The sequence below is a fragment of the Brevundimonas sp. NPDC055812 genome (genome assembly GCF_053616535.1).
In genome coordinates this window covers 337522-363187 of record NZ_JBSHDX010000003.1, presented here as the reverse complement: position 1 = coordinate 363187, position 25666 = coordinate 337522, and the positions used below count along the sequence as shown (strand labels likewise).

Annotated in this window: 28 protein-coding genes; 6 read left to right on the top strand and 22 right to left on the bottom strand. The window is 68.2% G+C overall.

Going from position 1 to position 25666, the window contains the following annotated elements; genetic code table 11:
- The first annotated feature begins 96 nt into the window (after positions 1 to 96).
- The 3 genes from ACWGL1_RS07095 to ACWGL1_RS07085 all read left to right on the top strand — a co-directional run bounded on the left by ACWGL1_RS07095 (position 97) and on the right by ACWGL1_RS07085 (position 3930).
- A complete protein-coding gene (locus ACWGL1_RS07095) occupies positions 97 to 1962 on the top strand; it encodes a monovalent cation:proton antiporter-2 (CPA2) family protein (protein WP_291776784.1) in 1866 nt (621 codons plus the stop codon).
- A 6-nt stretch (positions 1963 to 1968) separates the two neighbouring features.
- Positions 1969 to 3279 (top strand): nicotinate phosphoribosyltransferase, encoded by a 1311-nt coding sequence (locus ACWGL1_RS07090; protein WP_338578167.1) that lies wholly within the window; start codon positions 1969 to 1971, stop codon positions 3277 to 3279.
- A gap of 78 nt (positions 3280 to 3357) precedes the next feature.
- Positions 3358 to 3930 (top strand): NADPH-dependent FMN reductase, encoded by a 573-nt coding sequence (locus tag ACWGL1_RS07085; RefSeq protein WP_338578168.1) that lies wholly within the window; start codon positions 3358 to 3360, stop codon positions 3928 to 3930.
- A 6-nt stretch (positions 3931 to 3936) separates the two neighbouring features.
- Here ACWGL1_RS07085 and ACWGL1_RS07080 read toward each other — a convergent pair whose 3' ends face one another.
- Both ACWGL1_RS07080 and ACWGL1_RS07075 read right to left on the bottom strand, forming a co-directional pair.
- Positions 3937 to 4602 (bottom strand): class I SAM-dependent methyltransferase, encoded by a 666-nt coding sequence (locus ACWGL1_RS07080; RefSeq protein WP_338578169.1) that lies wholly within the window; start codon positions 4600 to 4602, stop codon positions 3937 to 3939.
- On the bottom strand, positions 4589 to 5164 hold the full coding sequence (locus ACWGL1_RS07075; RefSeq protein WP_338578170.1) for a hypothetical protein: 576 nt from the start codon (positions 5162 to 5164) through the stop codon (positions 4589 to 4591). Before ACWGL1_RS07075 ends, ACWGL1_RS07080 begins: the two co-directional genes overlap by 14 nt.
- A 124-nt stretch (positions 5165 to 5288) precedes the next feature.
- Between ACWGL1_RS07075 and ACWGL1_RS07070 the strand changes: the two genes are divergently transcribed.
- The gene (locus ACWGL1_RS07070) at positions 5289 to 5696 is read left to right on the top strand and encodes a hypothetical protein (RefSeq protein WP_338578171.1); all 408 of its coding nucleotides are present in this window, start codon (positions 5289 to 5291) and stop codon (positions 5694 to 5696) included.
- Entirely contained in the window at positions 5696 to 5893 is a 198-nt protein-coding gene (locus ACWGL1_RS07065) for a helix-turn-helix transcriptional regulator (protein WP_291776775.1), read from the top strand. Before ACWGL1_RS07070 ends, ACWGL1_RS07065 begins: the two co-directional genes overlap by 1 nt.
- Before the next feature lie 21 nt (positions 5894 to 5914).
- On the opposite strand, the gene lpxK is transcribed toward ACWGL1_RS07065, so the two are convergent.
- The 4 genes from lpxK to ACWGL1_RS07045 are packed head-to-tail and all read right to left on the bottom strand — an operon-like array spanning position 5915 to position 10792.
- The gene (lpxK, locus tag ACWGL1_RS07060; RefSeq protein ID WP_452111595.1) at positions 5915 to 6919 is read right to left on the bottom strand and encodes a tetraacyldisaccharide 4'-kinase; all 1005 of its coding nucleotides are present in this window, start codon (positions 6917 to 6919) and stop codon (positions 5915 to 5917) included.
- Positions 6916 to 8217, bottom strand: coding sequence for a 3-deoxy-D-manno-octulosonic acid transferase (locus ACWGL1_RS07055; protein WP_452111594.1), 1302 nt, complete (start codon positions 8215 to 8217; stop codon positions 6916 to 6918). The genes lpxK and ACWGL1_RS07055 overlap by 4 nt, the downstream gene beginning before the upstream one ends.
- A gap of 2 nt (positions 8218 to 8219) precedes the next feature.
- The gene (locus ACWGL1_RS07050) at positions 8220 to 8906 is read right to left on the bottom strand and encodes a lysophospholipid acyltransferase family protein (RefSeq protein ID WP_452111593.1); all 687 of its coding nucleotides are present in this window, start codon (positions 8904 to 8906) and stop codon (positions 8220 to 8222) included.
- Positions 8903 to 10792, bottom strand: coding sequence for an ABC transporter ATP-binding protein (locus ACWGL1_RS07045; RefSeq protein WP_452111592.1), 1890 nt, complete (start codon positions 10790 to 10792; stop codon positions 8903 to 8905). The genes ACWGL1_RS07050 and ACWGL1_RS07045 overlap by 4 nt, the downstream gene beginning before the upstream one ends.
- 103 nt (positions 10793 to 10895) lie before the next feature.
- Here ACWGL1_RS07045 and ACWGL1_RS07040 point away from each other — a divergent pair, with 103 nt between their 5' ends.
- Positions 10896 to 11561, top strand: a complete 666-nt coding sequence (locus ACWGL1_RS07040; RefSeq protein WP_452111591.1) for a fused DSP-PTPase phosphatase/NAD kinase-like protein — start codon at positions 10896 to 10898, stop codon at positions 11559 to 11561.
- Between the two features lie 3 nt (positions 11562 to 11564).
- Here the strand turns inward: ACWGL1_RS07040 and ACWGL1_RS07035 are convergent, their stop codons facing one another.
- The 16 genes from ACWGL1_RS07035 to folE form a co-directional block, all read right to left on the bottom strand.
- Positions 11565 to 11753 carry a hypothetical protein gene (locus ACWGL1_RS07035; protein ID WP_452111590.1) on the bottom strand — a complete coding sequence of 63 codons (189 nt, stop codon included), beginning with the start codon at positions 11751 to 11753 and terminating at the stop codon, positions 11565 to 11567.
- Complete coding sequence (locus ACWGL1_RS07030; protein WP_452111589.1) at positions 11750 to 11911, bottom strand: hypothetical protein; 162 nt, start codon at positions 11909 to 11911, stop codon at positions 11750 to 11752. Before ACWGL1_RS07030 ends, ACWGL1_RS07035 begins: the two co-directional genes overlap by 4 nt.
- A gap of 97 nt (positions 11912 to 12008) precedes the next feature.
- Positions 12009 to 12263, bottom strand: coding sequence for a DUF4170 domain-containing protein (locus ACWGL1_RS07025; protein ID WP_409450040.1), 255 nt, complete (start codon positions 12261 to 12263; stop codon positions 12009 to 12011).
- Between the two features lie 11 nt (positions 12264 to 12274).
- On the bottom strand, positions 12275 to 13069 hold the full coding sequence (locus tag ACWGL1_RS07020) for a 3'(2'),5'-bisphosphate nucleotidase CysQ (protein WP_452111588.1): 795 nt from the start codon (positions 13067 to 13069) through the stop codon (positions 12275 to 12277).
- On the bottom strand, positions 13066 to 14412 hold the full coding sequence (locus ACWGL1_RS07015) for a TldD/PmbA family protein (RefSeq protein ID WP_452111587.1): 1347 nt from the start codon (positions 14410 to 14412) through the stop codon (positions 13066 to 13068). The genes ACWGL1_RS07020 and ACWGL1_RS07015 overlap by 4 nt, the downstream gene beginning before the upstream one ends.
- A gap of 76 nt (positions 14413 to 14488) precedes the next feature.
- Positions 14489 to 14890: an MAPEG family protein gene (locus ACWGL1_RS07010; protein ID WP_291776752.1), complete on the bottom strand. Its 402-nt coding sequence runs from the start codon at positions 14888 to 14890 to the stop codon at positions 14489 to 14491.
- Positions 14887 to 16668 carry a M14 family metallopeptidase gene (locus ACWGL1_RS07005; RefSeq protein ID WP_452111586.1) on the bottom strand — a complete coding sequence of 594 codons (1782 nt, stop codon included), beginning with the start codon at positions 16666 to 16668 and terminating at the stop codon, positions 14887 to 14889. Before ACWGL1_RS07005 ends, ACWGL1_RS07010 begins: the two co-directional genes overlap by 4 nt.
- Before the next feature lie 157 nt (positions 16669 to 16825).
- Entirely contained in the window at positions 16826 to 17755 is a 930-nt protein-coding gene (locus tag ACWGL1_RS07000; protein WP_452111585.1) for a DUF3829 domain-containing protein, read from the bottom strand.
- Positions 17756 to 17883: 128 nt separating this feature from the next.
- Complete coding sequence (locus ACWGL1_RS06995; protein WP_452111584.1) at positions 17884 to 19416, bottom strand: UbiD family decarboxylase; 1533 nt, start codon at positions 19414 to 19416, stop codon at positions 17884 to 17886.
- Between the two features lie 10 nt (positions 19417 to 19426).
- Positions 19427 to 20068 carry a Pr6Pr family membrane protein gene (locus ACWGL1_RS06990; protein ID WP_338578182.1) on the bottom strand — a complete coding sequence of 214 codons (642 nt, stop codon included), beginning with the start codon at positions 20066 to 20068 and terminating at the stop codon, positions 19427 to 19429.
- A complete protein-coding gene (locus tag ACWGL1_RS06985; protein ID WP_291776742.1) occupies positions 20068 to 20316 on the bottom strand; it encodes a helix-turn-helix domain-containing protein in 249 nt (82 codons plus the stop codon). Before ACWGL1_RS06985 ends, ACWGL1_RS06990 begins: the two co-directional genes overlap by 1 nt.
- Before the next feature lie 38 nt (positions 20317 to 20354).
- Positions 20355 to 21209, bottom strand: a complete 855-nt coding sequence (locus ACWGL1_RS06980; protein ID WP_452111583.1) for an aldo/keto reductase — start codon at positions 21207 to 21209, stop codon at positions 20355 to 20357.
- Between the two features lie 44 nt (positions 21210 to 21253).
- The gene (locus ACWGL1_RS06975; protein ID WP_291776738.1) at positions 21254 to 22120 is read right to left on the bottom strand and encodes an alpha/beta hydrolase family protein; all 867 of its coding nucleotides are present in this window, start codon (positions 22118 to 22120) and stop codon (positions 21254 to 21256) included.
- Between the two features lie 300 nt (positions 22121 to 22420).
- On the bottom strand, positions 22421 to 24262 hold the full coding sequence (locus ACWGL1_RS06970; RefSeq protein WP_452111582.1) for a gamma-glutamyltransferase family protein: 1842 nt from the start codon (positions 24260 to 24262) through the stop codon (positions 22421 to 22423).
- 137 nt (positions 24263 to 24399) lie between these two features.
- The gene (locus tag ACWGL1_RS06965; protein ID WP_291776734.1) at positions 24400 to 24840 is read right to left on the bottom strand and encodes a biopolymer transporter ExbD; all 441 of its coding nucleotides are present in this window, start codon (positions 24838 to 24840) and stop codon (positions 24400 to 24402) included.
- A 195-nt stretch (positions 24841 to 25035) separates the two neighbouring features.
- Positions 25036 to 25650, bottom strand: coding sequence for a GTP cyclohydrolase I FolE (gene folE / locus ACWGL1_RS06960; RefSeq protein ID WP_452111581.1), 615 nt, complete (start codon positions 25648 to 25650; stop codon positions 25036 to 25038).
- Positions 25651 to 25666: the final 16 nt, after the last annotated feature.

Genomic DNA, 25666 nt, shown 5'->3' with positions numbered 1-25666 from the left:
TTCCGGCCGCCGCAAGGACGCGACGCCGCCGAACCTTCCCCCTCGCAATCGATCGTGTTCGCCCCCACTATGAAAAGACAAACGCAAGGGTGAGCGATGGCCGAGGCTGCGACGGGACTGGAACTGGGCCATGTAGCGGCCCTCTTGGCGGCGGGCGTGGTGGCCGTGCCGGTATTCCGCAAGATCGGGTTGGGCTCGGTGCTCGGCTATCTGGCGGCGGGCGTCGCCATCGGTCCCTTCGGCCTGGCCCTGTTCCGCGAGCCTGAAGTCATCCTGCACGTCGCCGAGTTCGGCGTGGTCATCTTCCTGTTCATCATCGGCCTGGAGATGCGGCCCAAGCGCCTGTGGGGGATGCGCAAGGAGATTTTCGGTCTGGGCTCGGCCCAGGTCGGGCTGGCGGGGCTGGCCCTGACCGGCGTCGCCATGGCGGCGGGGGTTTCGGCGCCGGTGGCCTTCGTCGGAGCCATGGGCTTCGTCATGTCCTCCACGGCCGTCATCGTGCAGATGCTGGAGGAGCGCGGCGATCTGCCCACCCCCAGCGGCCAGAGGGCGGTCAGCATCCTGCTGTTCGAGGACCTGGCCATCGTGCCCCTGCTGGCCATCGTCGCCCTGCTGGGCGCCTCCCTCGGCCATGCGGCCGAGAGCACGACGCCGTTGTGGCGGTCGATCGGTCTGGCCCTGGCGGCTCTGGCGGGCGTGCTGGCGGTCGGCGTCTACGCCATCAATCCGGTGTTCCGCTTCCTGGCGCGCAACGGCGGGCGCGAGGTGATGACGGCCGCCGCCCTGCTGGTGGTGGCGGGCACGGCCTGGATCATGGACGAGGTCGGCCTGTCGATGGCCATGGGCGCCTTCCTGGCCGGGGTGCTGCTGTCCGACTCGACCTTCCGGCACCAGTTGGAAGCCGACGTCGAGCCCTTCCGCGCCATCCTGCTGGGCCTGTTCTTCCTGTCGGTCGGCATGGCGCTGGATATCGGCGTGGTCATCAGCGACTGGCGCATCGTCGTCGCCGGGCTGGCGGCCTTCATGGTGGTGAAGGCCCTGGTCATCTATGTCGTCGCCCGCCTGTTCAGGGCGCGTCATCATGAGGCGCTTGAGCGGGCGGCCCTGTTCGCCCAGGGCGGCGAGTTCGCCTTCGTCCTCTACGGCGCGGCGGCCGGCGCCGGGGTGATCGACGCCCAGGCCAGCGCGGCCCTGACGGCCATCGTCATCCTGTCCATGGCGCTGACGCCGCTGACGACGCTGGCGTTGAAGCGCTTCCTGCCGAAGGAGGCGGGCCTGTCGCCGGAAGAGGCCGAGGGCGTCGACGCCGCCGAGGGTCTGGGCGGCCAGGTGTTGATCATCGGCTTCGGCCGCTTCGCCCAGGTGGTGTCCCAGCCCCTGCTGGCGCGCGACGTGGACGTGTCGATCATCGAGAACGACGTGGAGATGATCCAGGCCGCCGGGAACTTCGGCTTCAAGGTCTATTACGGCGACGGCACGCGCCTGGATACGCTGCGGGCCTCGGGCGCGGGCAAGGCCGAGGCGGTGCTGGTCTGCGTCGACAAGCCCGAGACGGCTGATCGCATCGTCCAACTGGTCAAGTCCGAGTTTCCGGGAGTGAAGCTGCTGGTCCGCGCCTTCGACCGGGGCCATTCTCTGCGCCTGATCCAGGCTGGCGTGGACTATCAGGTGCGCGAGACCTTCGAATCCGCCCTGAAGTTCGGCCAGGCGGTGCTGGAGGAACTGGGCCTGCCGCAGGACGAAGCCGCCGAGGTCATCGCCGACGTGCGCCGCCGCGACGAGGCGCGGCTGGACCTGGAGGTCACCGGCGGCCTGGGGGCCGGGCGGGCCATGATGCGGGGCAATATGCCGACGCCCAAGCCGACTCCCTATATCAAGCCTCACCGCGAGGGACGCCTGGTCAACGAGGACGAGGCCCCGGTGGAAGCGGTTCTCGAACCGGCGGAACGAAAGGCGGACTGATCCGGCATGGCGAGCATCGACCTGGCCAAGCGGGCCTATGACCACGGCTGGCGACTGGACCCCATCGTCCGCAGCCTGTTGGACACCGACTTCTACAAGCTGCTGATGCTCCAACTGATCTGGCGCCGATTCCGCGATGTGCCGGTGACCTTCTCTGTCATCAACCGCACCACCTCCGTCCGCCTGGCCGAGGAAGTGGACGAGGCCGAACTGCGCGCCCAACTAGACCACGCCCGGTCCCTGCGTTTCACCAACCGCGAACTGATCTGGCTGGGCGGCAACACCTTCTATGGGGTGAAGTCGATCTTCAGCCCGGACTTTCTGGCCTGGCTGGCCGACTATCGCCTGCCGGACTACGACCTGTCTCGCAGCGCCGACGGACAGTACCGGCTCGAGTTTTCCGGAAGCTGGGCCGACGTCACCTTGTGGGAAATCTCCGCCCTGTCGATCCTGAACGAGCTGCGCAGCCGCCGCGCCCTGCGCCGCATGGGGCGGTTCGAACTGGACATCCTCTATTCGCGCGCCAAGACCAAGCTGTGGAGCAAGATCGAGCGGCTGAGGAAGCTGGAGCCGCTGGCCCTGTCCGACTTCGGCACGCGTCGCCGCCACGGCTTCCTGTGGCAGGGCTGGTGCGTCGAGGCGCTGAAGGAGGGGCTAGGAAGCGCCTTCATCGGCACCTCCAACGTGCTGCTGGCGATGAACAACGACCTTGAGGCCATCGGCACCAACGGCCACGAACTGCCGATGGTGCTGGCCGCGATGGCGGGCGAGGACGAGGCGGCCTTGCGCGCGGCGCCCTATCGGGTGCTGGAGGAATGGCGCGCGGCCTATGATGGTAATCTGCTGATCGCCCTGCCGGACGCCTTCGGCACCGAAGCCTTCCTGAATGACGCGCCTGACTGGCTGGCCGACTGGAAGGGCTTCCGTCCCGATTCCGCTCCGCCGATCGAGGGCGGCGAGATCATCATGAAGTGGTGGGCGTCCAAGGGGCGCGATCCGCGTGAGCGCCTGCTGGTTCTGGCCGACGGGCTGGATGTCGACGGCATCGAGGCGGCCCACGCCCACTTCAAGGGGCGGGTGCGGACCAGCTTCGGCTGGGGCACCAACCTGACCAACGACTTCCGCGACTGCGCCCCCGTAGAGGCGCCCGAGCTGCTTCCCTTGTCGCTGGTCTGCAAGGTGACGCAGGCGGCGGGCCGCCCGGCGGTCAAGCTGTCGGACAACGTTGAAAAGGCCACCGGCGATCGCGCAGAGATCGAGCGCTATCTGCGGGTGTTCGGCGAGGCGGGGCGAAGTCGCCAGGCCGTGCGCGTCTGATACGGAACCGCCAAGGTTGCTGGGGCATTTCCTCGCCGGCGGCGGCGCACGCCGCCCTCATTCAGCGGGACGCCTATCATGACCACCTACAACGTCGGCTACATCATCGGCAGCCTGGCCAAGGGTTCGATCAACCGCAAGCTGGCCAAGGCCCTGGTCAAACTCGCGCCCGAGAAGCTGCAGTTCCACGAGATCGGCTTCAGCGAGCTGCCGCTCTATTCCTATGACTATGACGCCGACTATCCGGCCGTCGCCAACGACTTCAAGGCGGCGATCAAGCGCTCCGATGCGATCCTGATCGTCACGCCGGAATACAATCGCTCCATGCCCGGCGGGCTGAAGAACGCCATCGACTGGGCCAGTCGCCCCTATGGAAGCAACGCCTTCAAGAACAAGCCGACGGCGGTGATCGGCGCCTCGATCGGGGCCATCGGCACGGCCCTGGCCCAGCAGGCGCTGCGGCCGGTGTTGGGCTTCCTCCAGGCCCCGCAGATGAATGCGCCCGAAGGCTATATCCAGCTGACGCCGGGCCTGATCGACGACGACGGCAACGTCACTGTGGCCTCCACGGAACAGTTCCTGCGCGACTATATGGAGGCCTTCCACCAGCATATGGCGCGGGTGCTGACCGTTCTGCCCCGGGACGCCTGAGGCCGGCTATAGATCCAGAGACCAGACCCGCGTGCGTTTGACCTCCTGGTCCTCCAGTTCACGCGTGGTCGGCACGCGGTATTCAGCCAGCAGGCTGAGCCCCTCCTTCGGGAAGTAGGTCCGGCCGGGATCGCCGACCAGCACGGTCGTCCCGGCCGCCCGCGCCTGCTTCAGCCAGGCCAGGACCGCCTCGGCCATCGGCCCTTCGTAGAAGACGTCCCCCGCGCAGATGACGTCGAATGCGGGGGGCGGGGCCTCAAGCAGATTGTCTGCGGTGAAAGCGATCTCGACGCCGTTGGCCTCGGCGTTGGCGGCGACGGCGGCGGCGCAGAAGGGGTCGATGTCGGCGGCCAGCACCGACGCGGCGCCCGCCTTCATCGCCGCGATCGCCACCAGTCCCGAGCCGGTCGCGAGATCCAGCACGCGACGCCCCGTGACTTCGTCGGGGTGATCCAGCAGCCAGCGCGCCAGCGCCTGCCCGCCCGCCCAGGCGAAAGCCCAGAAGGGCGGCGGCAGGCCCATCTCGCCCAGCTCTTCTTCGGTCAGCCGCCAGATGGGCGTGACTTCGTCGGCCAGCCACAGGGAAATCTCGGGCGTGTGCGAGACGGGCTGAAGGCGGGTGTTGTCGCGGATGAAACGGACTGGATCGGCGATCCGTCTACTCGAGCTCACGGGCGCCCTCGATCACGGCCTGATAGACCAGCGACCGATCCGGTCCGCGCGTCATGTGCAGCAGCACCCAGGTCGCCCCCTTGCGCGCCACGACCACCCGCAACTGATCGTTGAAGACGCCGTCGGCGAAGCCCGCAGGCGCCACCGTGTCGCTCAGCAGGATCAGCGCTCCCATGCCCGAGCCGCAGCGGGCGATGCCGGTGCAGGCGAAGACGGTCTCATAGCCCCCCTCGCGCAGCGCTTCTTCATAGTGGCGCGCCATGTCGATCGGCGCGACGGCCGGGCGGATGACATAATCCAGATGGCTGATCTGACCCTGAAGCCGCAGAGCGCTCTGCGGCGTGTCGCCTTCGGCGACCGCGCCGGTCGGCAGGGTGATTTCGGCGACGGACAACTGGCGCCAGGCGCGGATGCGCGCGCCGTCCATGCGGGGCAGGTCGTCATGGTCGCGCGCGCCGCGAACATCCTGTTGGACCAGGAAGGGCGGAGGCGGCGAAGCAAGCGCGGCAAGAGGGGCGGCGGCCGTCAGGAAGGCGACGACAAGGGCGGGAACACTACGCATGACTTCAAGCTAGGGGCGGTCGAAGCGGCTGGCAATAATGTCAGGACATGCTGATAAAAAGTAAGGTTGACATGACATGATGGCATTGTAAGGTTTTCCTTACATAAAGTCAGGAGCGACTGTCATGATGACCCTTTCCAGACAACAGACGCCGTCAGGGCGTCGCTACGTCCTGCGGACGTTCGCCTTCATGGCTCCCTATGTGGCGATCTGCGTGGCGATGATGACCACGGACGCCTTTGACGGGGTCATGGGAAAGCCTGCGGGCTGGGTCCTGGCGGCGGCCGTCTCTGCGCCGGTGATCGGTCAGATCTGGGCCACGCTGGCCCTGATGCGTGAAAGCGACGAGTTCGTGCGCATGGTCACGGCCAAGCAGTTCATCATCGCCTCCGGCATGGCGATGGCGATCGCGACCTTCTGGGGCTTCGGAGAGAGTTTCGCCGGGGCGCCGCACCTGCCGGCCTGGCTGATCTATCCGCTGTTCTGGGCGGCGTTCGGCCTGGCGGCGCCTTTCATTCGGACCTCGAACTGATGAGGAACCGGCTGAAGCTGCTGCGCGTCGAGCGCAACTGGACCCAGGAACAACTGGGACAGGCGCTGGGGGTTTCCCGCCAGGCGGTCAACGCCCTGGAGACAGAGAAACACGACCCCTCGCTGGACCTGGCCTATCGCATCGCCGCCCTGTTCGAGCGGCCGATCGAGGACATCTTCGACAACCCGCACGTCTGACTCCGACACCGGGCGGCCGGATCAGAGGGCGCCCATCACAAAGGCTGCGAATCCCGCCTCATCCTCAAACCGGGCGGCGACGGGCCAGGCGGCGACGGCGGCGCGCTGGTCGGGCGTCAGGCGCACCCAGTCCTTTTCGGTGGTGACGAGGCCCGCGTCGTAGACGGCGGCGCGGTCTTTCAGGAAGGCGAAGTCGCGGTCGGACAGGGCGGCGTGGTCGGGGAAGGGGACGAAATCCTTCAGGTCGCAGCCGGCGGCGATCAGCGACCGCTCGACCTTCCACGGCTTGGCGATGCCGGCGAAGCCGACCTGAGGACCGGGCGGCGGCGGGGCGGCGGCTTCCAGCCGGGCGATGAAGACGGGCAGGTCGGCGAAGACCTCCAGCAGTTCGGGATCGGCGGCGTCCATGTCGGTGGGCAGCATGACGACCACGCCGTCGGCGCGCGCCAGCCCGGCCTTCAGCGGCTCGCGCATCGGGCCGGAGGGGAAGAGCGAGCCGTCGCCGAACGGCCATTCGTCGCCGCGCGTCTCGCCGTCGACCACGATCAGGCTGAGGGTCTTCTTCAGCGCGGGGTTCTGGTGGCCGTCGTCCAGTACGAGGGCGGAGGCGCCGTCAGCGGCGGCTGCGCGGGCGCCCGCCACGCGGTCGCGGGCGATCCATGCAGGCGCGTCCTGAGCCAGCATCAGGGGTTCGTCCCCGACATCGGCGGCGGTGTGATGGCTCAGGTCGACGCGGACCGGGCCTTCCAGTTCGCCGCCATAGCCGCGCGACAGGGCGGCGGCGTTGACGCCCTGGGCGCGCAGCAGGCGCAGAGTCTCGCGCGCGACGGGCGTCTTGCCCGATCCGCCGACCGTCAGATTGCCGATGGAGATGACCGCTGCGCCCGGATCGACCGGCGTGGCGCGGGCGATCTTGCGCGCCGTCACGCCCGCCCACAGCCATGAGGCGGGCTTCAGCATCATCCGCGTCATCGGGGCGTGGCGACGGTCGCGGCTGTACCACCAGCGGGGGGTGTTCAGTTTCACGGGCGCCTCCGTGACGGGGCGGCGGGCAGGTGGGTCTGAAGCGCCAGCCACAGGCGGTCCAGCCCGGCGGCGGCGGCCTCTGCGGATCGCCGCGCGCGCTCACCCATGTCGCGGGCGGCCTCGGGGTCGGCCAGCATGGGGCCGACGACCGAGGGCAGTTCGGCGGGCGACAGGACGGAGACGAGGCCGCCCGCCTGTTTCAGCATCCGGGTCACGGCTTGCCAATTGCTGGCGTCGGGGCCTGTGACGATGGGTTTGGCGAGACGCGCAGGCTCCAGCGGATTGTGACCGCCGACCGAGCCACCGCCCAGCGCCGGGGCGAAGGAGCCGCCCATGACCACCACATCGGCCAGCCGCAGGAACAGCCCCAGCTCGCCCAGCGTATCGGCCAGATAGATGTCGGTCTGGTCGCAGATCGGCTGGCCCTGACTGCGTCGCGCGAAGCCGTATCCGTCGTGACTCAGGGCCTCGGCGATGGCGTCGGCGCGTTCGGGGTGGCGCGGCACGACGATCAGGAACAGGCGGTCGGCCAGATGATCCAGCGCGCCGACGATGGCCATTTCCTCGTGCTCATGAGTGCTGGCGGCGACGACGACGGGGCGGTCGTCGATCAGGGCCGACAGGCGGGCGAACTCGCCCTTGTCATAGGGCAGGGGCTCGCCGGACAGCTTCAGGTTCACCTGACCGTCGACGCGGGCGCCCAGCGCCGCCAGCCGGTCGGCGCTGTCCTGATCCTGCGGCCAGACGTGCGAAAAGCCGTTCATCAGGGCGCGGGCCATGCCGGGGGCTTTCTTCCAGCCCTGCGCCGTCTTGCCGGTGATGCGGGCGCTGACCAGAGCCAGGGGCACGCCGCGTTTCTGGGCCGTGGTCAGAAGGTTGGGCCACAGCTCGCTCTCGACGAAGACGCCGACATTGGGCCGCCAGTGGTCGAGGAAGGCGGCGACGGCCGAGGGGGCGTCCACCGGGGCGAACTGATGGATGACGCCGCGCGGCAGGCGTGTCGCCAGCACCTGCGCCGACGTAAGCGTGCCGGTGGTGACCAGCACCGTCACGTCGGGCCGGTCCTTGCGGATGCGTTCGGCCAGAGGAAGGATCGACAGGGCCTCGCCGACGCTGACGCCGTGGATCCAGACCAGAGGCCCGTCAGGCCGCGCCATGCCGGGCAGGCCCAGCCGTTCATCGACGCGGGCGGGGTCTTCCTTGCCCTTCTTGACGCGGGCGTCCAGCAGGCGCGGGGCCAGCGGCTCCAGCAGGCGGGTCAACAGCTGATAGGCGATCAGGGCGGGGCTGAAGGGCACGTTCAGACGCGCTCCAGCCCGGTGAGGGCGTCGGCGCGCGCCTCGACGGCGGTCAGGCGCTCGCCCCATTCGGCGGCGACTTCGGCCAGGTCGCCGCCTTCGGGATACCAGGCCTTGTCCCAGACCACGGCGCCCTTGCCGAAGGGCAGGGGCAGCAGGGCGCGGTCCCAGCTGTTCAGCCGGATCGCCGGACTGCACGACATGCCGATGAACAGCACCGGCGCCTTGGAGATCTTCGCCATCAGCGGCAGGCCCTCGGCCATGTGGCGCGCCGGGCCACGCGGGCCGTCAGGCGTCAGCGCAAGGGCGCCGAGCTTCAACTGCTTCAGACCGTCGCGTAAAGCCTGTGTCCCGCCCTTGGCCTGTTTGGCCTTGTCCTTATTGGCCGAGGAGCCGCGCACGGCGGGGAAGCCCTGGCGTGCGATCGCCTTGGCGATGAACTCGCCGTCAGCGGACAGGGAGATCAGGGCCTTGGCGGGCTGAGCCCGATCCTGGGGCCAGCAGGACGGGGCCAGGGCGATGCGCGAGTGCCAGAAGGCGCACAGCACCCCGCCGCCGTCACGCCAGACCTCTTCGGCCGCGGCCTCGTTCTCATGGGTCCAGCGGATGGTGGCGATGCAGAACCGCATCCATTGGGCCAGGGTCCAGGCCATGGCGTTCTGGATGGCGGGGTTGCGCAGGGGCCTCATGCGCCGGTCTCGTCGGGAAGCTCGACCAGAGGCGGCAAAGTCGAAAGAAGCGAGGGGGCGACCGGGTCGCTGTCCAGCGACTGCTGCCGGGCCAGACGGGCGTAGAGACCGCCGCGCGCCACCAGGGCGTCGTGGGTTCCTTCCTCGACCACGCGGCCGCCGTCGATGACGTAGATGCGGTCGGCGTTCTTCACCGTCGACAGGCGGTGGGCGATCATCAGGGTGGCGCGGCCGTTCATCAGCCGCTCCAGCGCAGCCTGAACCAGGGCCTCGCTCTCGGTGTCGAGCGCGCTGGTCGCCTCGTCCAGCAGCAGGATGGGCGCGTCCTTCAGGAAGGCGCGGGCGATGGCGATGCGCTGGCGCTGCCCGCCGGACAGGCGGGCGCCGGCCTCGCCCACGCGGGTGGCGTAGCCGTCGGGCAGGGCGGCGATGAAGTCGTGGGCGGCGGCGGCGCGGGCGGCGGCCACGATGTCCTCGGCCGTGGCGCCGGGGCGGCCATAGGCGATGTTGGCGGCGATGGTGTCGTCGAACAGGAAAGGCTCCTGCGTCACCAGGGCGATGTGGTCGCGTAAGGAAGGCAGGCTCAGCTCGCGGATGTCGCGGCCGTTCAGGGTCACCTGGCCCGCCGTCACGTCATAGAAGCGCGGCAGCAGGCTGAGGATAGTCGACTTGCCCCCGCCCGAAGGGCCGACCAGGGCGATGGTCTCGCCCGGTGCGACGTGCAGGCTGACGTCCGACAGGGTCGGGGCGGACCCGTCCTCGTCTGCATGATAAGCGAAACTGACATGGTCCAGGGCGACGGTGACGGGGCCGGGCGCGACCACGGCCGCGTCATTGGCCTCGCGAATCTCGGGTTCGATGTCCAGGGCGGCGAACAGGCGGCGGGCGGCGGTGAAGCCTTCGCTCAGCACCGTCGTGAGGTTGGTCACCTGCCGCAGGGCCTGGCCGGCCAGCAGCAGCATGCCGATGAAGGAGGCGAAGGCGCCGACCGTCATCTCGCCCTGGCTGGCGCTCCATCCGGCATAGGCCATGACGGCGGCGACGACGCCGTAGGCGACGATGTCGCTGGCCGGGCCGGAGAAGGCGCGGCTGTCGGCGCCCTTGATGACGTGGCGCTGGCGGCGGTCGATGACGGTGGAGACGCGGGCTTCCTCGGCCGCCTCGCGGTTCTCGATCTTGATGACGCGGACGCCGTCCAGGTTCTCCATCAGGGCGCTGGACAGGGCCTCGGTCTCGACCATGGCGCCGCGCGCGGCCTTGCGCGACTTCTTGCCGAAGCGGCGGATGATCCAGCTGACGACCGGCACGCCCAGCAGGACGATCAGCGTCAGCGGCAGGTCGATGAAGCCCATGGCGACGATGACGCCCAGCAGCATCAGGGCGTTCTGGGTGTAGTTGACCACGCCCGAGGTGAAGGCCTCGCGCACCAGGTTGGCGTCGAACAGGACGGAGGAGACGAAGGTCCCCGAATGCTGGCTGCGCAGGCGCGACAGGTCGGCCCGGATCATGCCCGAGAACAGTTGCTTCTGGATGTCGCCGACGATGCCGTGGCCCAGCCGGTTCACCAGCGCCGCCTGGCCCGCCATGCTCAGCGAACGGATCACCGCCACGACGATGATGAACAGGGGGATGGCGATCAGCACCTTGTCCGCCGGGATGGTGACGGTCTTCCAGATCGTCACCGGTCCGGCGTGCTGGCCGAACAGCAGGTCGATCGCAGGCTCCAGAAACTTGAGCAGCAGGGCCGTCAGACCGCCCGACACGCCCGCCAGCAGCATGGAGGTGAAGAAGGCCGGCTTGTGCCGCGACAGATACTCGCGCCAGATGCGGGCGAGCAGGGGCCGCAGAGGCTCGCGGGCGTCGGCATGGGGAGCGGGAACGGTCATCGGCCTTCGGTCGAACGGCTGGGGCGTCAAGTCAAGCGGCCGCGCTCAGGAGAGGCGGCGCCGGACGGGTGACGCCGGGTGCAAACGGCGCTATCTGGCCGTCATGGGGCGCTACGATCTGACTACGCCATTCGGCCGTTTCAAGGCGCGCTGGTCCTATTTCTGGAAGGATCACGCCTTCCTGCGCACGGCGTTCACCAACGCCCACTGGCTGGGGCCGGATCTGGTGCGGACCAACCAGCCCTCGCCGCGCCAACTGGCCTGGTGGAAGCGGCAGGGGATCAAGACGGTCGTCAACCTGCGCGGCCAGAGGGACGAAGCCTATTACTGGCTGGAGAAGGACGCCTGCGAACGGCTGGGCCTGACCCTGATCGACGCGCCGCTGGATTCGCGTGACCCGCCGGGCAAGGACCGGGTGCGCCGGGCCAAGGCCCTGTTTCAGACGATGGAGTATCCGGCGCTGATCCACTGCAAGTCGGGCGCGGACCGGGCGGGGATGATGGCGGTCTTCTATCGCCACTTCCACCTGGGCGAGCCGATCTCGGCGGCCATGTTCGAATTGAGCAAGCGCACCCTGCACAGCCGCGAGGGGCTGACCGGCGTGCTGGATTATACGCTCGAGAAATATGTCGCCGAGGTCGAACCCACGGGCGTCAGCTTCGAGGATTGGGTCGAGAGCGACGCCTATGACCCCAAGGCGATCCGCGCCGAGTTCAAGGCCGGCTGGTGGGGCAAGCTGGTCGTCGATCGCCTGTTGAGGCGCGAATAGAGCTCAGCCCCAGGGGCCGCGTCCGGCGGCGGGCGGCGGGGTCTTGCGCGTCTGCTCCTTCTTCCACCGCTTGATCTGGCGGACGTGATCACGCTGGCGCGCCAGAACGACCAGCCACAACGCCAGCACGGCGATCAGCGAGATCAGGCCGAAAACCTGCTGGCCGTCCAGCGTCTGGCCGAACAGCGTCAAGGTCGCGGATCCCGGTCAGCGGGGGTGATGGGGTCGTTCCAGGCGGTGTCCTGGTCCTCGCCGGGGCGGGGGATGTGTTTGGGTCCCTTGCGCACGACCCAGACGATCGCCGCCACGGCGAGGACCACCAGAAGCAGAACGATGAGGGTCGGCAGCATGGCGAATCCTGTTCATGAACAAAGGCGGCTGATGGGAAAGCGCATCAGCCGCCCCTGCGGTTCCTGAACAGCGGCCTGACCAGGCCGTGAACGCCGATCAGCCGTCGGTGCGCGGATCGATCAGCTTGTGCGCGTGCAGGATGAAGTAGCGCATGTGGGCGTTGTCGACGGTCGCCTGGGCGCGGGCCTTCCAGGCCTTCTTGGCTTCTTCATAGTTGCCGAAGGCGCCGACGAACTCGACCTGGGACAGGTCGCGGAAGACGGGCTCGGCCGGGTGGCGCATCTCGCCGCCGATGACGAGGTGAAGCAGTTGGGGGTCGTGGGGGGCGTCAGCCATGGAGAGGGGGTCCATTGCAGGGGAGATCAGATGGCCAGCGGGATAGGCGCTGTGCGCCTCACGATCAACGGGTGAAGGGCCGGCGCGGCGCATATCAGGCTGGTTTGACGCGGATCGGGGCGATTAAATCGCCATTGACGGCCCATATGGTCGCTGACCCTGGCCCCTGCTTCCTCGGCGATCAGGCAGCCGGCGCAGACGTCCCAGTCCCATTTGGGGCTGATGGCGATGGCGGCATCGAAGGCCCCGGCCGCCACAAGCGCCATGCGATAGGCCAGGGCGTTGCGCTTGGAGAAGCGCATCGGCGGCCAGGGCTCGTCCCATTCGCGGGCCTCCATCAGCCGGGCGTCGGCCAGAAGCTCAGCGTCTTCCAGATCGTCGGTGTCGGACGCGCTGATGGGGCGGCCCTGCAGGCGCGCGCCGCCGCCGAGGGTCGCCTCGAACATTTCGTCCATCATCGGGGCGTGGATGGCGGCGGCGACGGGGCGGCCGTCTTCGACCACGGCGATGGGCACGCACCACCACGGCTTGTTCTTCATGAAGGCGACGGTGCCGTCGATCGGATCGACGACGAAGATGCGCTTCTTCGACAGGCGTTCCGTGCTGTCGGCCGTTTCCTCGGACAGCCAGCCGTAGTCGGGCCGGGCGCTCAGAAGCGTGTCGCGCAGCAGCTGGTCCACCGCCAGATCGGCGCTGGTGACGGGCGAGCCGCCGTCCTTGGACCAGACCTTCAGCCCGGCCTCGCGGTGTTCGAGCGCCAGCCGACCCGCAGCCAGAGCCGCGTCGCGGATCAGATCGAGGTCGGCGCTGTAGTCGCTCATTTGCCCGCGATCGCCACCTTGTCGAACAGCAAGGAGGGGCTGTTGAACGAGCCGCGGAACTCCAGATCGCCCGCGCGTTGCAGGCGGGCGTAGAGGTCGATCAGATTGCCCGCCACGGTGACTTCGCTGACCGGATAGGCGCGCTGGCCGTTCTCGAACCAGAAGCCGGACACGCCCGCCGACCAGTCGCCGGTGTTGCCGTTCAGCGAGGGGCCGAACATGGAAGTGATCAGCAGGCCGGTCCCGGCCTGCGCCATCAGGGCGTCCAGATCGCCTTCGCCCGGCGCCAGATGCAGGTTGTGGGTCGAGACGCCCGACGGCCCCGCCAGCCCGCGCGAGGCGTGGCCGGTGGTCTGCAGGCCCAACTGGGCCGCCGAGGCGGTGTTCAACAGCCAGGTGGTCAGGACGCCGTTGCTGACGATCTCGCGCCGTTCAACGGCCACGCCCTCATCGTCGAAGGGGGTGGAGCCGAGGCCGCGCGGGCGGAACGGGTCGTCGATCAGGTCGACGCCGGTCGGCAGGACCGCCTTGTTCAGCTTGTCCTTCAGGAAGGAGCTGCCGCGCGCGATCGACGGGCCGGAGATGGCGCCCAGCAGCGGCGACAGCACCTGCGTCGCGACGCGGTTTTCGAAGATGACGGGGGCGGTGGTCGAGGCGATCTTGCGCGGGCCGACGCGGGCGACGGCGCGTTCGCCCGCCTTCAGGCCGATGGAGGCGGCGTCCGGCAGGTCGGACAGGTGGCGGACGGCGCGGCTTTCGCCGCCGCGCTCCATGGCGCCGTCCTTCTCGGCGATGACGCCGACGCCCAGCGAAAAGGCGCTGCCGCGATGGCGGCCGTCGAACCCGTGCGAGGTGACGAGGCGCCATTCGCTGGCCGACCATGAGGCGTGGCCGCCCTCGGACTTGGACACGCCCGATACGGCCAGGGCGGCGGCCTCGGCTTCGGCGGCGGCGGCTTCCAGCGCCTCGGCCGAGCGTTCGGCGGGGTCATACAGGTCAAGGTCCGCGTGCGGCGCGGCGGCCAGACGGTCCTGCGGGGCGAGGGCGGCATAGGGGTCTTCCGGCGCCAGCTTCGCCATCGCCACGGCGCGCTCGACCAGACGGGCGCGGGTGGCGTCGGACAGGTCGGAGGCGGATACCGTCGCCTGACGCCGCCCGATGAAGACGCGCAGGCCCAGATCGCGGGCCTCTTCACGCTCGACGTCTTCCAGCGCGCCGTTGCGCACGCCGACGGACAGGGAGGCGCGATGGGCGGACACGGCCTCGGCCGCGTCGGCGCCGGCCTTCAGCGCGGCGGAGATCAGATCGTTCAGGATGTCGGGGGGAGGCGTCTTATCGGACATGCCCCGATATGGCGGAGGGAAGGTCGGGCTGCAACCGTTCTAACCCTCTCCCGCCGGGAGAGGGGTGGGTTTTTGCCTACAGGATCGACCAGGCGATCAGGCTTAGCGCCGCCACCAGAAGCGCCAGCCAGGTCAGGATCATGCCGACCGAACGGCCCAGAGACGGGCCTTCCTGGAACAGCAGGCCCAGGGCGTGGATCACCCGTCCGGCGAACAGCATTCCCCCGACCGCATGGATCAGCATGGCCGGGGCGCCGAGGAAGGCCAGCAGGATCAGGCCGCACATCCCGGCGGGGATGTATTCCGCCGCATTGGAGAAGGCGCGGCTGGCGCAGACCAGTTCGCGCACGCCGCCGTCGCCGAACTCGACCAGATGCTGACGACGGCGCCGCACGACCACGCCCGAAAGGACGAACAGCAGCAGGATCAGCAGACCGCCCCACAGGGCGGCGGCCTGAATGGTCGGGATCAGGCTCAATTTTCGCGCCCCACCGGATAGAGGCGATAGCGCTGATCGTAGAAGGGCGTGCGCTCATAGAACCAGGCCAGACGCGCGTCGCCGTCGGCGGTGAAGGCGGGATCGGCGGCCAGCTTCGCCTCGAACTCGGCCTTCAGCGCCGGATCGGCGGCCAGCATCTTTTCCGCCAGGGGGGCGATGGCGTAGGCCTCGATGTATTCGACGCGGTTCAGCACCTCGGGGAACAGGCCCCAGGCGAAGAAACTCTCGTTCGACTGCGGCTCCAGCAGCAGGATGGCGACGTCGCCCATCGGCTGATCGGTCGGCACGCGGACGGAGCCGACAGGGAAGGTCCAGTCGTGGGCCTCGGGACGGACTTCGCCGACCGAGATCGGCACATGGCCTTCATTGGTGCGGCTCGACACCTTGGGATCGACCAGACGCAGCATGTCGACGGCGACGGTGCGCGGGGCGTCCAGCGTCTCCATCTGCACGCCGTGAACGCGCAGGCGCTCGATCACGTCCTGACGATAGGACGGCACCCAATAGGCGCTCGGCCGCTTCAGCGTCAGCGTGGGGTGCGAGCCGTAGAAGGGCATGGGCCACAGCTCGGCGTCCGGCTGGCCCAGCCAGCGGATTTCGAGACGGCCCGAGGCGACGCTGTCGAAGGTCTCATAGCGGATGCCCTTGAAGGGGCGGGTGCGCGAGGGCGTCTCGTCGCTGTCGAAATTGGCGGGCAGTTCGGCGGGGCGCAGGGCGCGGTCGGCCGCGATGGCGGCGCGCAGGTCGCCGGACTTTTCGGCCAGCAGCGTCAGCGCCTGTTCGAGGAAGACATAGGTTCCCAGCACCCGCTGCTCATGCGGTTTCAGGCTGTGGTTCTCGATCAGGATGGTCGGGATGTGGGCCGCCGAGCCCCAGCCGTTGGAGAAGCGCTCGCCCAGGCCGCCGTCGTTCAGACCCTTCTTCGGGTCGCGGTCGTCGATGGCGAAGACCAGTTCGCCGGGGATGTGGCCTTGAGCCTCCAGCGCCTCATAGATGGCGGGCTTGAAGGCGGCGTCCAGCCATTGGGCGATGGCCGGGCTGCGGCTCCAGACCCCGTCCTCGCCGTTGTAGCCGAAGGTGACGTCGTACTGATAATCGATGCCGTCGGTGACATGGATGTCGACGTAGAGGTCCGGCTGATACTTGTGGATCAGGCCCATGACGGCCTGCATCTCGGCCTGATCCAGCTTCATGAAGTCGCGGTTCAGGTTCTGGTTCGTCGCCGTGTGGCGCCAGCCCTGAATGCGCGGCCCGCGCTGGTTGGGGCGCGAATAGGCGCCCGCGCGCTCATGCCCGTCGACGCTGAGGATCGGGATCAGGATCAGGTTGGCGCGGTCCAGCAGGTCGTCTTTTCCGTAGAAGGCGATGTCGCGCAGCAGCATCATGCCCGCGTCCTTGCCGTCGATCTCGCCCGGATGGATGCCGGCCTGGGCCAGCAGGACGGGCGTGGAAGGATCAAACGTCGCGCCGTCCTTGGACGCGATCACGGCGTAGATCGGGCGGCCTTCCGGCGAGGTCCCGAACTGTTCGATGCGGATCAGGTCGCTGGCGGCGTCCAGCCGGTCGAACCAGGCGCGGGTGTCGGCGTAGTTCGGCGAGAAGTCATGCGCCGCATCGGCCTCGAACCCCGTGACCCACGGATCGGAAGCGTCGCGCAACAGGGCGCGGCTGGCGCCGTTCCACGCCGGGGCGGGCGGCAGGAAAGCCTGATCCCACGGGGCTTCGTTGGGAACGGAAGCGGACGGGGTCTGGGACATGGCGGGGCTCGCGAAACAAACCAGGGCGGCGACGGCCGCTGTGACGAAACGGTCAAGGCGCATAGGCCCTTCGTGATCCGATCAAAGCCGTCTGGCAACCCCGGCGCAATTCGCGAGGAGCGCGTCCGGCCGCTCGTGACGGCCGGACACAGGGTCGTCAGGCGGGCAGTTCCACGCGGTTCATGTTGCCGATGGCGCTGTTGTAGCGGTCCACGACCTGCTCGCGGTAGCCGTCCGAGTTGGACTGCTTGAAGTCGCGATAGGCGCCGACCATGCCGCTGAGGTTGTCGGCGATGCTGGACAGGTAGGACTTGTTGCTGTTGTCCGCCGGCATCTTGGCCTGTTCTTCACGCAGCGCCGCGATGGCGGCTTCCATTGCGGGCAGTTGGGCGTCGGCCTCGGCCTTGTTGTCTTCCATCACCGCATTGGTGAACAGGTCGGCCTTCTGCATGGCGTCCAGCAGGCTGGCTTCGGCGGCGTGACCGCCCTTGCGCATGACTTCCAGCTTGGCCGCGTTGCTGGCGCGCTGGTACTCGCTCAGGGCGACGTCCAACAGCTCGATCCCGGCGACGCTGCCCTGGTAGGCCTGCGTCTGGGCGTCGTGGGCCGCCTTGGCCTTGGCCAGGGCGTCGTCGCGATAGGCGCGGGACTCGAAATAGGGGTCGAGCGCCTGCCACTGGGTCAGCAGGACCTCCAGTTGCGGGATCAGCTTGTCGGCCGCTTCATCGGCCTTCTTGCCCTGATTGCCGCCGTTCAGCGCCCGGCCTTCCTTCAGCTTCGCGATCGCGCGCTCCAGATGCGAGATGTTCTCCGGAAAGTGCAGCGTCGCCGTCGCGGAGGCGTTCGGGATGTCTAGCTTCTGATAGTCGCCGAAGTATTTCGACACGCCCCAATGTTCGTCGATCAGCGCGTTGAAGGCGTCGATGTAGAGGCTCATCTTCTCCTGGGTGGCCTCGTTGCCCGCCGCTTGGGCGACCGACTTGGGCGCCGGGTTTTCGGCATTGCCCTTGCTATCGCCGCACGCCGAAAGGCTGAGCGCGGCGGCGAGTGCGAGCGTGGCGACGCCGGCGCTGGTGCGTGAAATCATATGGATTCCCCTAAGCCGATCAGCGCGCCCCAAGCGTCGCCGTTCCTTCGGCCGGGAAACTGAACGCCGATCAGCCTATACGGTTCTCTCGCGAGACGAGTTTTTGCAAACGGCTCACAGGAACCGCGTCAGGCCTTCCAGATCGGGGACCCATCGCCCGGCAGGCCCAGCGAGGCCCACTTTTCGGAGACGCGGTCGATCACGTCCTGCTCCATGCGGATTTCCTCGCCCCATTCGCGCTTGGTCTCCGGCTCCCACTTGTCGGTGGCGTCCAGACCGATCTTGGAGCCCAGACCGCTCTCGGGGCTGGCGAAGTCCAGATAGTCGATGGGGGTGTTCTCAATCACCGTGATGTCGCGCGCCGGGTCCATCTTGGTCGAGATGGCCCACATGACGTCCTTCCAGTCGCGGGCGTTGATGTCGTCGTCCACGACGATGATCCACTTGGTGTACATGAACTGGCGCAGATAGCTCCAGCAGCCCATCATCACGCGCTTGGCGTGACCCGGATAGGCCTTCTTCATCGACACCACGGCGATGCGGTAGCTGCACCCTTCGGGCGGCAGCCAGAAGTCGGTGATCTCCGGAAACTGCTGGCGGATCAGGGGGATGAAGACCTCGTTCAGCGCCTCGCCCAGCACGCTCGGCTCATCCGGCGGACGGCCGGTGAAGGTGGTCAGATAGATGGGGTCCTTGCGCATGGTGATGGCGCTGACCTGGAAGACCGGGAATTTTTCGACCGAGTTGTAGTAGCCGGTGTGGTCGCCGTAGGGGCCTTCGTCCTCGAACTCGTCCAGCAGGACGTGGCCTTCCAGCACGATCTCGGCCTGGGCCGGGACCATCAGCGGCACGGTCTTGCAGGGGACCAGTTCGGCCTTGGACCCGCGCATCAGGCCGGCGAACTGATACTCCGACAGGGTTTCCGGCACCGGGGTCACGGCGGCCAGGATGGTCCCCGGATCGGCCCCCAGAACGACGGCGCAGGGCAGGGGCTCGCGCTTGCCCGCCTTCTTGTGCCGGGCGTAGTGCTGGGCGCCGCCGCGATGGGCCAGCCAGCGCATGATGGCCTTGTCCTTGCCCAGCACCTGCATCCGATAGATGCCCAGGTTGAAGTCGTCCTCGCGGTCGTCCGACGGCCCCTTGGTCACGACCAGACCCCAGGTGATCAGCGGCGCGGGCTCGCCGGGCCAGCAGCCCTGGATGGGCAGGCTGGTCAGGTCGATCTGATCGCCCTTCAGCACTACCTCTTGCACGGGGGCCTTCTTCACCGTCTTGGGCCGCATGGACATGACGGTCTGGGCCAGCGGCAGCATCTCCATGGCGTCGCCGAGGCCGCGCGGCGGGGTCGGGTTGCGCAGGAAGGCCAGCAGTTCGCCGACCTCGCGCAGTTCGCCCGCCGTGGTGCGTTGCTTGCCCTCCAGCGTCACGCCCATGGCGACGCGCTTCACCGTGCCGAACAGATTGGCGAGGCAGGGGATGGGGCTGATCGTGCCGTCGGGCATGACCGGCTTCTCGAACAGGACCGCCGGGCCGCCGTTGCGAAGAAGGCGGGTCTGGATCTCGGTCATCTCCAGATGGGTGGAGACGGGCTCGGACACGCGGACCAGTTCGCCGTCGGCTTCGAGGGTCGCAAGAAAATCGCGCAGGGACTTGTAGGCCATGCGCTGACGCTTAGGCGGACGCGAGCCGTCTGTCACGCCGTCCGAACGCGCGATCGATCGCCACGACGACAAGGCCCAGCAGCAGGAAGAAGATCAACAGGCCCGCGAAGCTCGCGGCGGCCCGAGCGAGCCCCAACTCGTCCACATTGATGAACCAGTAGGGCCACCAGCCCGTCATCGCCCCGTGCGCCAGGGTCCAGCCGCCGTAGACCAGCGGAAACGTCAGCCACTTGATCGCGTCGATCCAGCGCAGCCGCCCCTTGGCTGTGAACAGCAGCCAGTCGCCGACGAAGGCCAGCGGCATGACGGTGTGCAGCAGCGTATCGGCGACTTTCTGCCAGCCCTGCGGATTCCAAGTCTGGGCCAGCAGCAGGTGATAAACGACGCCGACCACGACGATGTACATGGCGACGGCGGCCCGGACGCCCTCGCTTCGGCTCCACCGGCCCAAGGCGCCGTCGGGCGCCAGCGCCGGCCCCGTCAGGGCCAGCGCCGCCAGCAGATTGGTCAGGATGGTGAAGAAGCTGAAGAAGTTCAGCGTCAACACGCCCGCTCCGACGCCGGGGTTGTTCTGCAGCAGCAGGGCGTACTGCAGGCCCAGCGCGCCCCAGCCGATCACGGCGAACAGCGCGCGATACAGACGCGCGCGCATCAATAGGCCGGGGCGTCCGACACCAGCGCCCACACCGGCAGGCGCAAGACGCGGGTGGCGGCGTCCAGGCGGGCGGAATCCAGCCGCTCGCGTCCCGCCTCGACTCGTCGCAGGGCTTCCGGCGTCAGGTCGATGGCGGCGGCCAGATCAAGGAAGGCGACGCCGCGCCGGTCGCGCCAGCGGCGGATGCGGGCGCCGACGACGGCGTCCTGCGGATCAATCGCCGGAAAGCCCAGAACCGAACCCAAGACCGCCTCCTTCGCGAAGCGCCTGAAACCGTGTCAGATCAGGCATCCTGATCCCATTGGAAAGCCTCGTCCAGCCAGTCGCCGATACGGCCGTCCGGGCGGGCCAGGCCGTGGATGCGCGCCATCTCATCGGCCGACAGCGCGAAGTCGAAGACGCCGAAGTTCTCGGCGGCCCGGCTTTCCTTGGTGGTGCGCGGAATGGCGACGACGCCCTGCTGAATGATCCAGCGCAGGGTGATCTGGCCGTTGGTCTTGCCGTGCGTTGCGGCGATCTCGCCGATCACGGCGTCGTCGGCGATCCTGCCCTGGGCCAGGGGCGACCAGGCGGTGATGGACGAGCCGAGCTCGCGCGCCGTCTCGATCAGCGTCTTCTGCGCCAGATAGGGGTGATACTCGACCTGGTTGGTGATCAGCGGCGCGGTCGACAGGGCGACGGCTTCGCGGAACAGGGCCGAGGGGAAGTTGGACAGGCCCACGTGCTTGGTGAAGCCCTTCTCCTGAGCCTCGTTCAGGGCGCCGATGGTTTCCGACAGCGCCGGCGTCGGCTTGGGCCAGTGCAGCAGCAGAAGGTCCGGCGTCAGGCCCAGGCTGATGGCCGATTCCTCGGCCTGACGCAGCAGGGCGTCGCGATGGAAATGCTCGACCCAGATCTTGGTGGTGACGAAGATGTCGTCACGCGTGACGATCCCTTCAGCCACGGCGTCGGCGATGCCGTCGCCGACTGCCTTCTCGTTCTTGTAGATCCAGGCGGTGTCGATGTGGCGATAGCCGATGCGCAGGGCCTCGCGCACCATGCGGCGGGCGTCCTCGGGCTCCAGCTGCCAGGTGCCGAAGCCGAGCAGCGGAATCTCGACGCCTGAGGCGGTCACGGTCGGCTGGTCGGAATAGGGCATGGGGAGGCTCCGTAAGGGGGGGAGCCCTGGATATAGGCGCGCGCTCAGGCCTCGCCATTGTCCAGCCAGTGGAAAATCCGCTCCCACAACGGCTCCATCCCCTTGCGGAAGGCGCCCTCGTGACCGATGCGGCGGACGCCGAAGTCGCCGGGCGCATGGACGCTGATGTCAGAGGGGGCGTGGGGATAGACGCTCAGCAGATCGCGCGCCGTGCCGGGCGTGGCGATGGGGTCGTCGGTGAAGATCCACGACCGGATCGGGGCGGTCACGGCCTCATAGTGATTGGGCCGCAGGCTGGTCTCCAGCTCCCTGGAGAAATACTCGCGCTTCATGCACCAGCGCCGCCAGGTGGTGAAGACGCCGCGCGGCAGGTCGGTCCCGGCCCACAGGCCGCCGCCCTTGATATAGCCGTGCCGCATCAGGCTGAACGGTCCGAAGCCCAGCCAGAAGAACAGCTCCATCGGATTGTAGCTGCGGTGGTGCCCGCCCCACCAACCCGTGCCGACCGAGACGAAGGCGTGCCGCGCAATCCGATCCTGATTGGCCATGAAGCCTAGGAAATGCCCGCCGACGCTGTGGCCGACATGGACGACGGGCAGGTCCGGCGCCGCCTCGATCAGGGCGTCCAGGGCGGCGGGCATGTCCAGCCGGCCCCAGTCCGGATAGTCCATCCGCATGGCTTTCAGATCGTCCGGCCGCGACCCGGCGATGCCCCGGAAGTCATAGGTGAGCACCGCCGCGCCCTGCGCCGCCAGGTGCCGGGCGAAGCGCTCGTAGAAGCCCTTGGGAAAGCCCGTGCCGGACGAAACGAGCACGGCGATCCGAGGTTGGGCGGCCGAAACTAGCCGCATCGACAGCGGATAGCCGTCGGCGGCCGGGGCGGTGAAGTCGCGCGTGACGAGATCGGTCATCAGGTCCGTCCAGATTGGAAACGAACCCTAGCCGGTTGACGTGGCGTCAGGTCAAGGCTTGGCCGGTGTGTTCAGAAGGGCGCTGATGTGTGCTGCTTTCAGAAGACCCGGTTCACACCGGATGTTCGTCGTCTCCTGCTTCCCGCTCATCCCGGCGGACGCCGGGATCCAGTGCTTTGGCATCAATGCGCACGGCTCAGCGGCAAAGCTTCTGCCCGGCGCTCGTACTGGGTCCCGGCGTCCGCCGGGATGAGCGGATGTTAACCGCCTGCAACAACATTCAGAGGGAAGTCGGCTGGATCAGTAGGCCAGGGCGTTACCGTCCTTGCGCATCTCGGTCGCCGCGCCGTAGGTCCAGCGGCCCTGTTCGTTGATCTGCTTCATCACGTTCTGATAGCCGCCGAAACCGCCGTCGGGCGGGCCGAGGTCCCAGCCCATGGCCGTCAACTGCCGCTTGGTGGCTTCGGGCACCCCGGATTCGAGGTGCAGCTTGCCGACGCCCTCGGCCGGTTGGCCGGTCGGTTCGGAGGAGCCGTAGTGCTGCCAGCGCGGGCTGTCGCCGGCCTCCTGCGGGTCGAGGCCGTAGTCGACCATGTTGATGATGATCTGGGCCTGGCCCTGCGGCTGCATCCCGCCGCCCATGACGCCGTAAGCCATCCACGGCTCGCCGTCCTTGCAGGCGAAGCCGGGGATGATGGTGTGGAAGGGGCGCTTGCCGGGGGCGTAGACGTTCGGGTGGCCGTCGGTGAGGGAGAACAGCTCGCCGCGATTCTGGAACATGAAGCCCAGCGTCCGGCCGTCCGGGCCGTCCGGCGTCAGGCCGCCGCCCATGCCGCGATAGTTGGACTGGATCCAGCTGACCATCATCCCGTCGCTGTCGGCGACGCTGAAATAGGTGGTGTCGCCCTGCGTCGGCGCATCGCCGGGGAAGACGCGGTCCATGACCCGGTTCGGGTTGATGAGTTTCGCCCGTTCGGCGGCGTATTCCTTGGAGTTCAGCCACGCGGTCGGGGCCTTGGCGAAGCGCTCGTCGGCGAAGTAGCGGGCGCGGTCCTCGAAGGCCAGGCGCTTGGCCTCGGCCTGGATGTGGATGGAGGCGGCGGACTGGAAGCCCATCGCCTTCAGGTCGAACTGTTCGCAGATGTTCAGGATCTGGTTGGTCGACAGCCCTTGCGTGTTCGGGCCCAGCGAATAGACCTCGACCCCGCGATAGGTGGTCATCAGCGGCTCGACCCATTCGGTGCGGTGAGCGGCCAGATCGGCGCGGGTCATCCAGCCGCCGATGCGCTTGAAATAGCGTTCGATGTGGTCGGCGATCACCCCGTCGTAGAAGGCGTCGCGGCCCCCCTCCGCGATCAGGCGCAGGGTGCGGCCCAGGTCGGGGTTGGCGAAGATCTCGCCCGTCTTCGGCGTGCGGCCGCCGGTCAGCCAGACCTTCTTGCGGTTGTCGTTCTCCTCGATCGTCGCGGCGCTCCGGTCGAAGTTGGCCATGCCGCGTTCCATGTACCAGGCGATGACCTGCGGCACCGGCACGCCCTGTTCGCACAGTTCGGCGACGGGCAGCAGGACGTCCTTCCACGGCAGCTTGCCGTAGCGCTGGTGTGCGCTCCACCAGGCATCGACCGTGCCGGGCACATTGACCGTCACCGCGCCGTAGCGGGGCAGGTAGCCGTCCGGTCCGGCCTTGGATCGCGCCGTTTCCAGCGACAGGCCGCGCGGGCTGGGGCCTGAACCGTTGAAGCCGACGACCTTCTTCTGAGCCGGGTCCCACATCAGGCAGAAGGCGTCGCCGCCGATGCCGTTGGCGGTCGGCTCCAGGAAGCCCAGGGCGGCGTTGATGGCGATGGCGGCGTCGATGGCCGAGCCGCCGCGCCGCAGGGTGTCCAGGCCGATCATCGTCGCGGCCGGGTGGGCGGTGGCCGCGGCGCCGTTCGCACCCCAGACCGTCGAACGGCCGACGAAGCGCGGCCCGGTGATGCGGTCGCCGATGCCGACGCCGGCGTAGGGATCGGGCGTGGGCGCAGGCTGGACGGAGGTTGCGGCAGGGGTCGGGGCGGCGGCGCTTTGCGTCTGCTGGGCGTTGGCGGCCCCCGCCATCAGGGCTCCGGCCGGCAGGGCGGACAGGAAGGTACGACGACGCATGATGATTTACTCCCCCTCAATCGAGGCGCGCATTGAGGCCGGAACGCGGGGAGGGCGCAAGCGCCGAAAAGCCGGACGGGCAAAGAAAAAGGGCCGCCCGAGGGGCGACCCTTTTCCGTATCCGGCTGAAGACCCGATCAGGTGATGTCTTCGTTCAGCAGGCCGACCTTGAAGTAGCCGTTTTCCTGCAGGGTGTTCATGACTTCCATGAACTGGTTGTATTTCACTTCCGGCTCGGCGCGGACGAAGACGCGCTCGTCACGGCAGTCGGCCACGGCGCCTTGAGCGGCGCAGACGTCGGCGGCCAGCTTGGAGAGGTTGGTTTCCGTTTCGGCGATGTAGAGCGAGCCGGATTCCTGGATGGTGATGTAGACCGGCTCTTTCGGCTCGGCGTCGGCGGCCGGCGGCGTGGCCGGCGGCAGGTCCAGGCGGATCGACACGGTGGCCATCGGGGCCGCGACCATGAAGATGATCAGCAGCACCAGCATGATGTCCACGAACGGCGTCACGTTGATGTCCGCGTTCTGTTGCGCCAGCTTGCCGCCGCCGCCGCCGCTCGAAGAAAGTTTCGCGCCCATTACGCCCTCGTCTCCATCAAGGCCCACACCCTCCGGCGGACCACACTGAAAGTCTCGCTCGTCTCTTGGCGTCCTGAAGCGGGCTTGTAAAGCCGTCGAATGCGAGGAAATGACGCCGCCGGGGGAATAAGATTGCGAATTCGGCGCAAAGCCGCCTTGGCCGCGATCAATTCAGCCCCGGTTCAACCCCGGATTTCAGCCTCGGGCCAGTTTGAGGAATCGCTCGGCCAGAGCCGGATCGGCCTTGAAGGCGCCGGTGAAGCGGGTGGTGATGGTCGAGACGTGGCGGTGATGCACGCCGCGCGTCGTCATGCACTGGTGCGCCGCATCGACCAGCACGGCCACGCCCTTGGGCTGCAGGTGCGATTCGATGGCGTCGATGATGTCGTTGGTCAGGGTCTCCTGGTTCTGGAGACGACGGGCGAAGATCTCGACCACCCGCGCCAGCTTGGAGATGCCCACCACCTTCTCGCCCGGCAGATAGGCGACGTAGGCCTTGCCCAGGAAGGGGGCCAGGTGGTGCTCGCAGTGGCTCTCGACCTCGATGTCGCGCAGGATGACCATGTCGTCATAGCCGGTCACGTCCTCGAAGGTGCGGCTCAGCTCCTTGCCCGCGTCGGCGTCATAGCCGTCGAACCACTCGCCATAGGCGTCGACCACGCGCTTGGGCGTGTCCAGCAGGCCGGGGCGGTCGGGGTTGTCGCCGGCCCAGGCGATCAGGGTGCGCACGGCCTCCAGCGCCTGTTCGCGGCTGGGGCGCTTGGACGCCTCATTGGCGACGAGGACGGGCTTGGCGGGGGTGCTGCTCATGAAACGATCCGGCGGC

Excerpts from the sequence above, each read along its gene's own strand:
- ACWGL1_RS07040 (WP_452111591.1), top strand. The coding sequence starts at position 10,896 with ATGGGGCGCTACGATCTGACTACGCCATTCGGCCGTTTCAAGGCGCGC.
- ACWGL1_RS07020 (WP_452111588.1), bottom strand. The coding sequence starts at position 13,069 with ATGAGCGACTACAGCGCCGACCTCGATCTGATCCGCGACGCGGCTCTG.
- ACWGL1_RS06970 (WP_452111582.1), bottom strand. The coding sequence starts at position 24,262 with ATGCGTCGTCGTACCTTCCTGTCCGCCCTGCCGGCCGGAGCCCTGATG.
- ACWGL1_RS06965 (WP_291776734.1), bottom strand. The coding sequence starts at position 24,840 with ATGGGCGCGAAACTTTCTTCGAGCGGCGGCGGCGGCGGCAAGCTGGCG.
- ACWGL1_RS07030 (WP_452111589.1), bottom strand. The coding sequence starts at position 11,911 with ATGCTGCCGACCCTCATCGTTCTGCTTCTGGTGGTCCTCGCCGTGGCG.
- ACWGL1_RS07000 (WP_452111585.1), bottom strand. The coding sequence starts at position 17,755 with ATGATTTCACGCACCAGCGCCGGCGTCGCCACGCTCGCACTCGCCGCC.
- ACWGL1_RS07075 (WP_338578170.1), bottom strand. The coding sequence starts at position 5,164 with ATGCGTAGTGTTCCCGCCCTTGTCGTCGCCTTCCTGACGGCCGCCGCC.
- ACWGL1_RS07025 (WP_409450040.1), bottom strand. The coding sequence starts at position 12,263 with ATGGACCCCCTCTCCATGGCTGACGCCCCCCACGACCCCCAACTGCTT.
- folE (WP_452111581.1), bottom strand. The coding sequence starts at position 25,650 with ATGAGCAGCACCCCCGCCAAGCCCGTCCTCGTCGCCAATGAGGCGTCC.
- ACWGL1_RS06975 (WP_291776738.1), bottom strand. The coding sequence starts at position 22,120 with ATGACCGATCTCGTCACGCGCGACTTCACCGCCCCGGCCGCCGACGGC.
- ACWGL1_RS07085 (WP_338578168.1), top strand. The coding sequence starts at position 3,358 with ATGACCACCTACAACGTCGGCTACATCATCGGCAGCCTGGCCAAGGGT.
- ACWGL1_RS06980 (WP_452111583.1), bottom strand. The coding sequence starts at position 21,209 with ATGCCCTATTCCGACCAGCCGACCGTGACCGCCTCAGGCGTCGAGATT.
- ACWGL1_RS07065 (WP_291776775.1), top strand. The coding sequence starts at position 5,696 with ATGAGGAACCGGCTGAAGCTGCTGCGCGTCGAGCGCAACTGGACCCAG.
- ACWGL1_RS07005 (WP_452111586.1), bottom strand. The coding sequence starts at position 16,668 with ATGTCCCAGACCCCGTCCGCTTCCGTTCCCAACGAAGCCCCGTGGGAT.
- ACWGL1_RS06995 (WP_452111584.1), bottom strand. The coding sequence starts at position 19,416 with ATGGCCTACAAGTCCCTGCGCGATTTTCTTGCGACCCTCGAAGCCGAC.
- ACWGL1_RS07045 (WP_452111592.1), bottom strand. The coding sequence starts at position 10,792 with ATGACCGTTCCCGCTCCCCATGCCGACGCCCGCGAGCCTCTGCGGCCC.
- ACWGL1_RS07095 (WP_291776784.1), top strand. The coding sequence starts at position 97 with ATGGCCGAGGCTGCGACGGGACTGGAACTGGGCCATGTAGCGGCCCTC.
- ACWGL1_RS06990 (WP_338578182.1), bottom strand. The coding sequence starts at position 20,068 with ATGCGCGCGCGTCTGTATCGCGCGCTGTTCGCCGTGATCGGCTGGGGC.
- ACWGL1_RS07070 (WP_338578171.1), top strand. The coding sequence starts at position 5,289 with ATGATGACCCTTTCCAGACAACAGACGCCGTCAGGGCGTCGCTACGTC.
- ACWGL1_RS07015 (WP_452111587.1), bottom strand. The coding sequence starts at position 14,412 with ATGTCCGATAAGACGCCTCCCCCCGACATCCTGAACGATCTGATCTCC.
- ACWGL1_RS07050 (WP_452111593.1), bottom strand. The coding sequence starts at position 8,906 with ATGAGGCCCCTGCGCAACCCCGCCATCCAGAACGCCATGGCCTGGACC.
- ACWGL1_RS07090 (WP_338578167.1), top strand. The coding sequence starts at position 1,969 with ATGGCGAGCATCGACCTGGCCAAGCGGGCCTATGACCACGGCTGGCGA.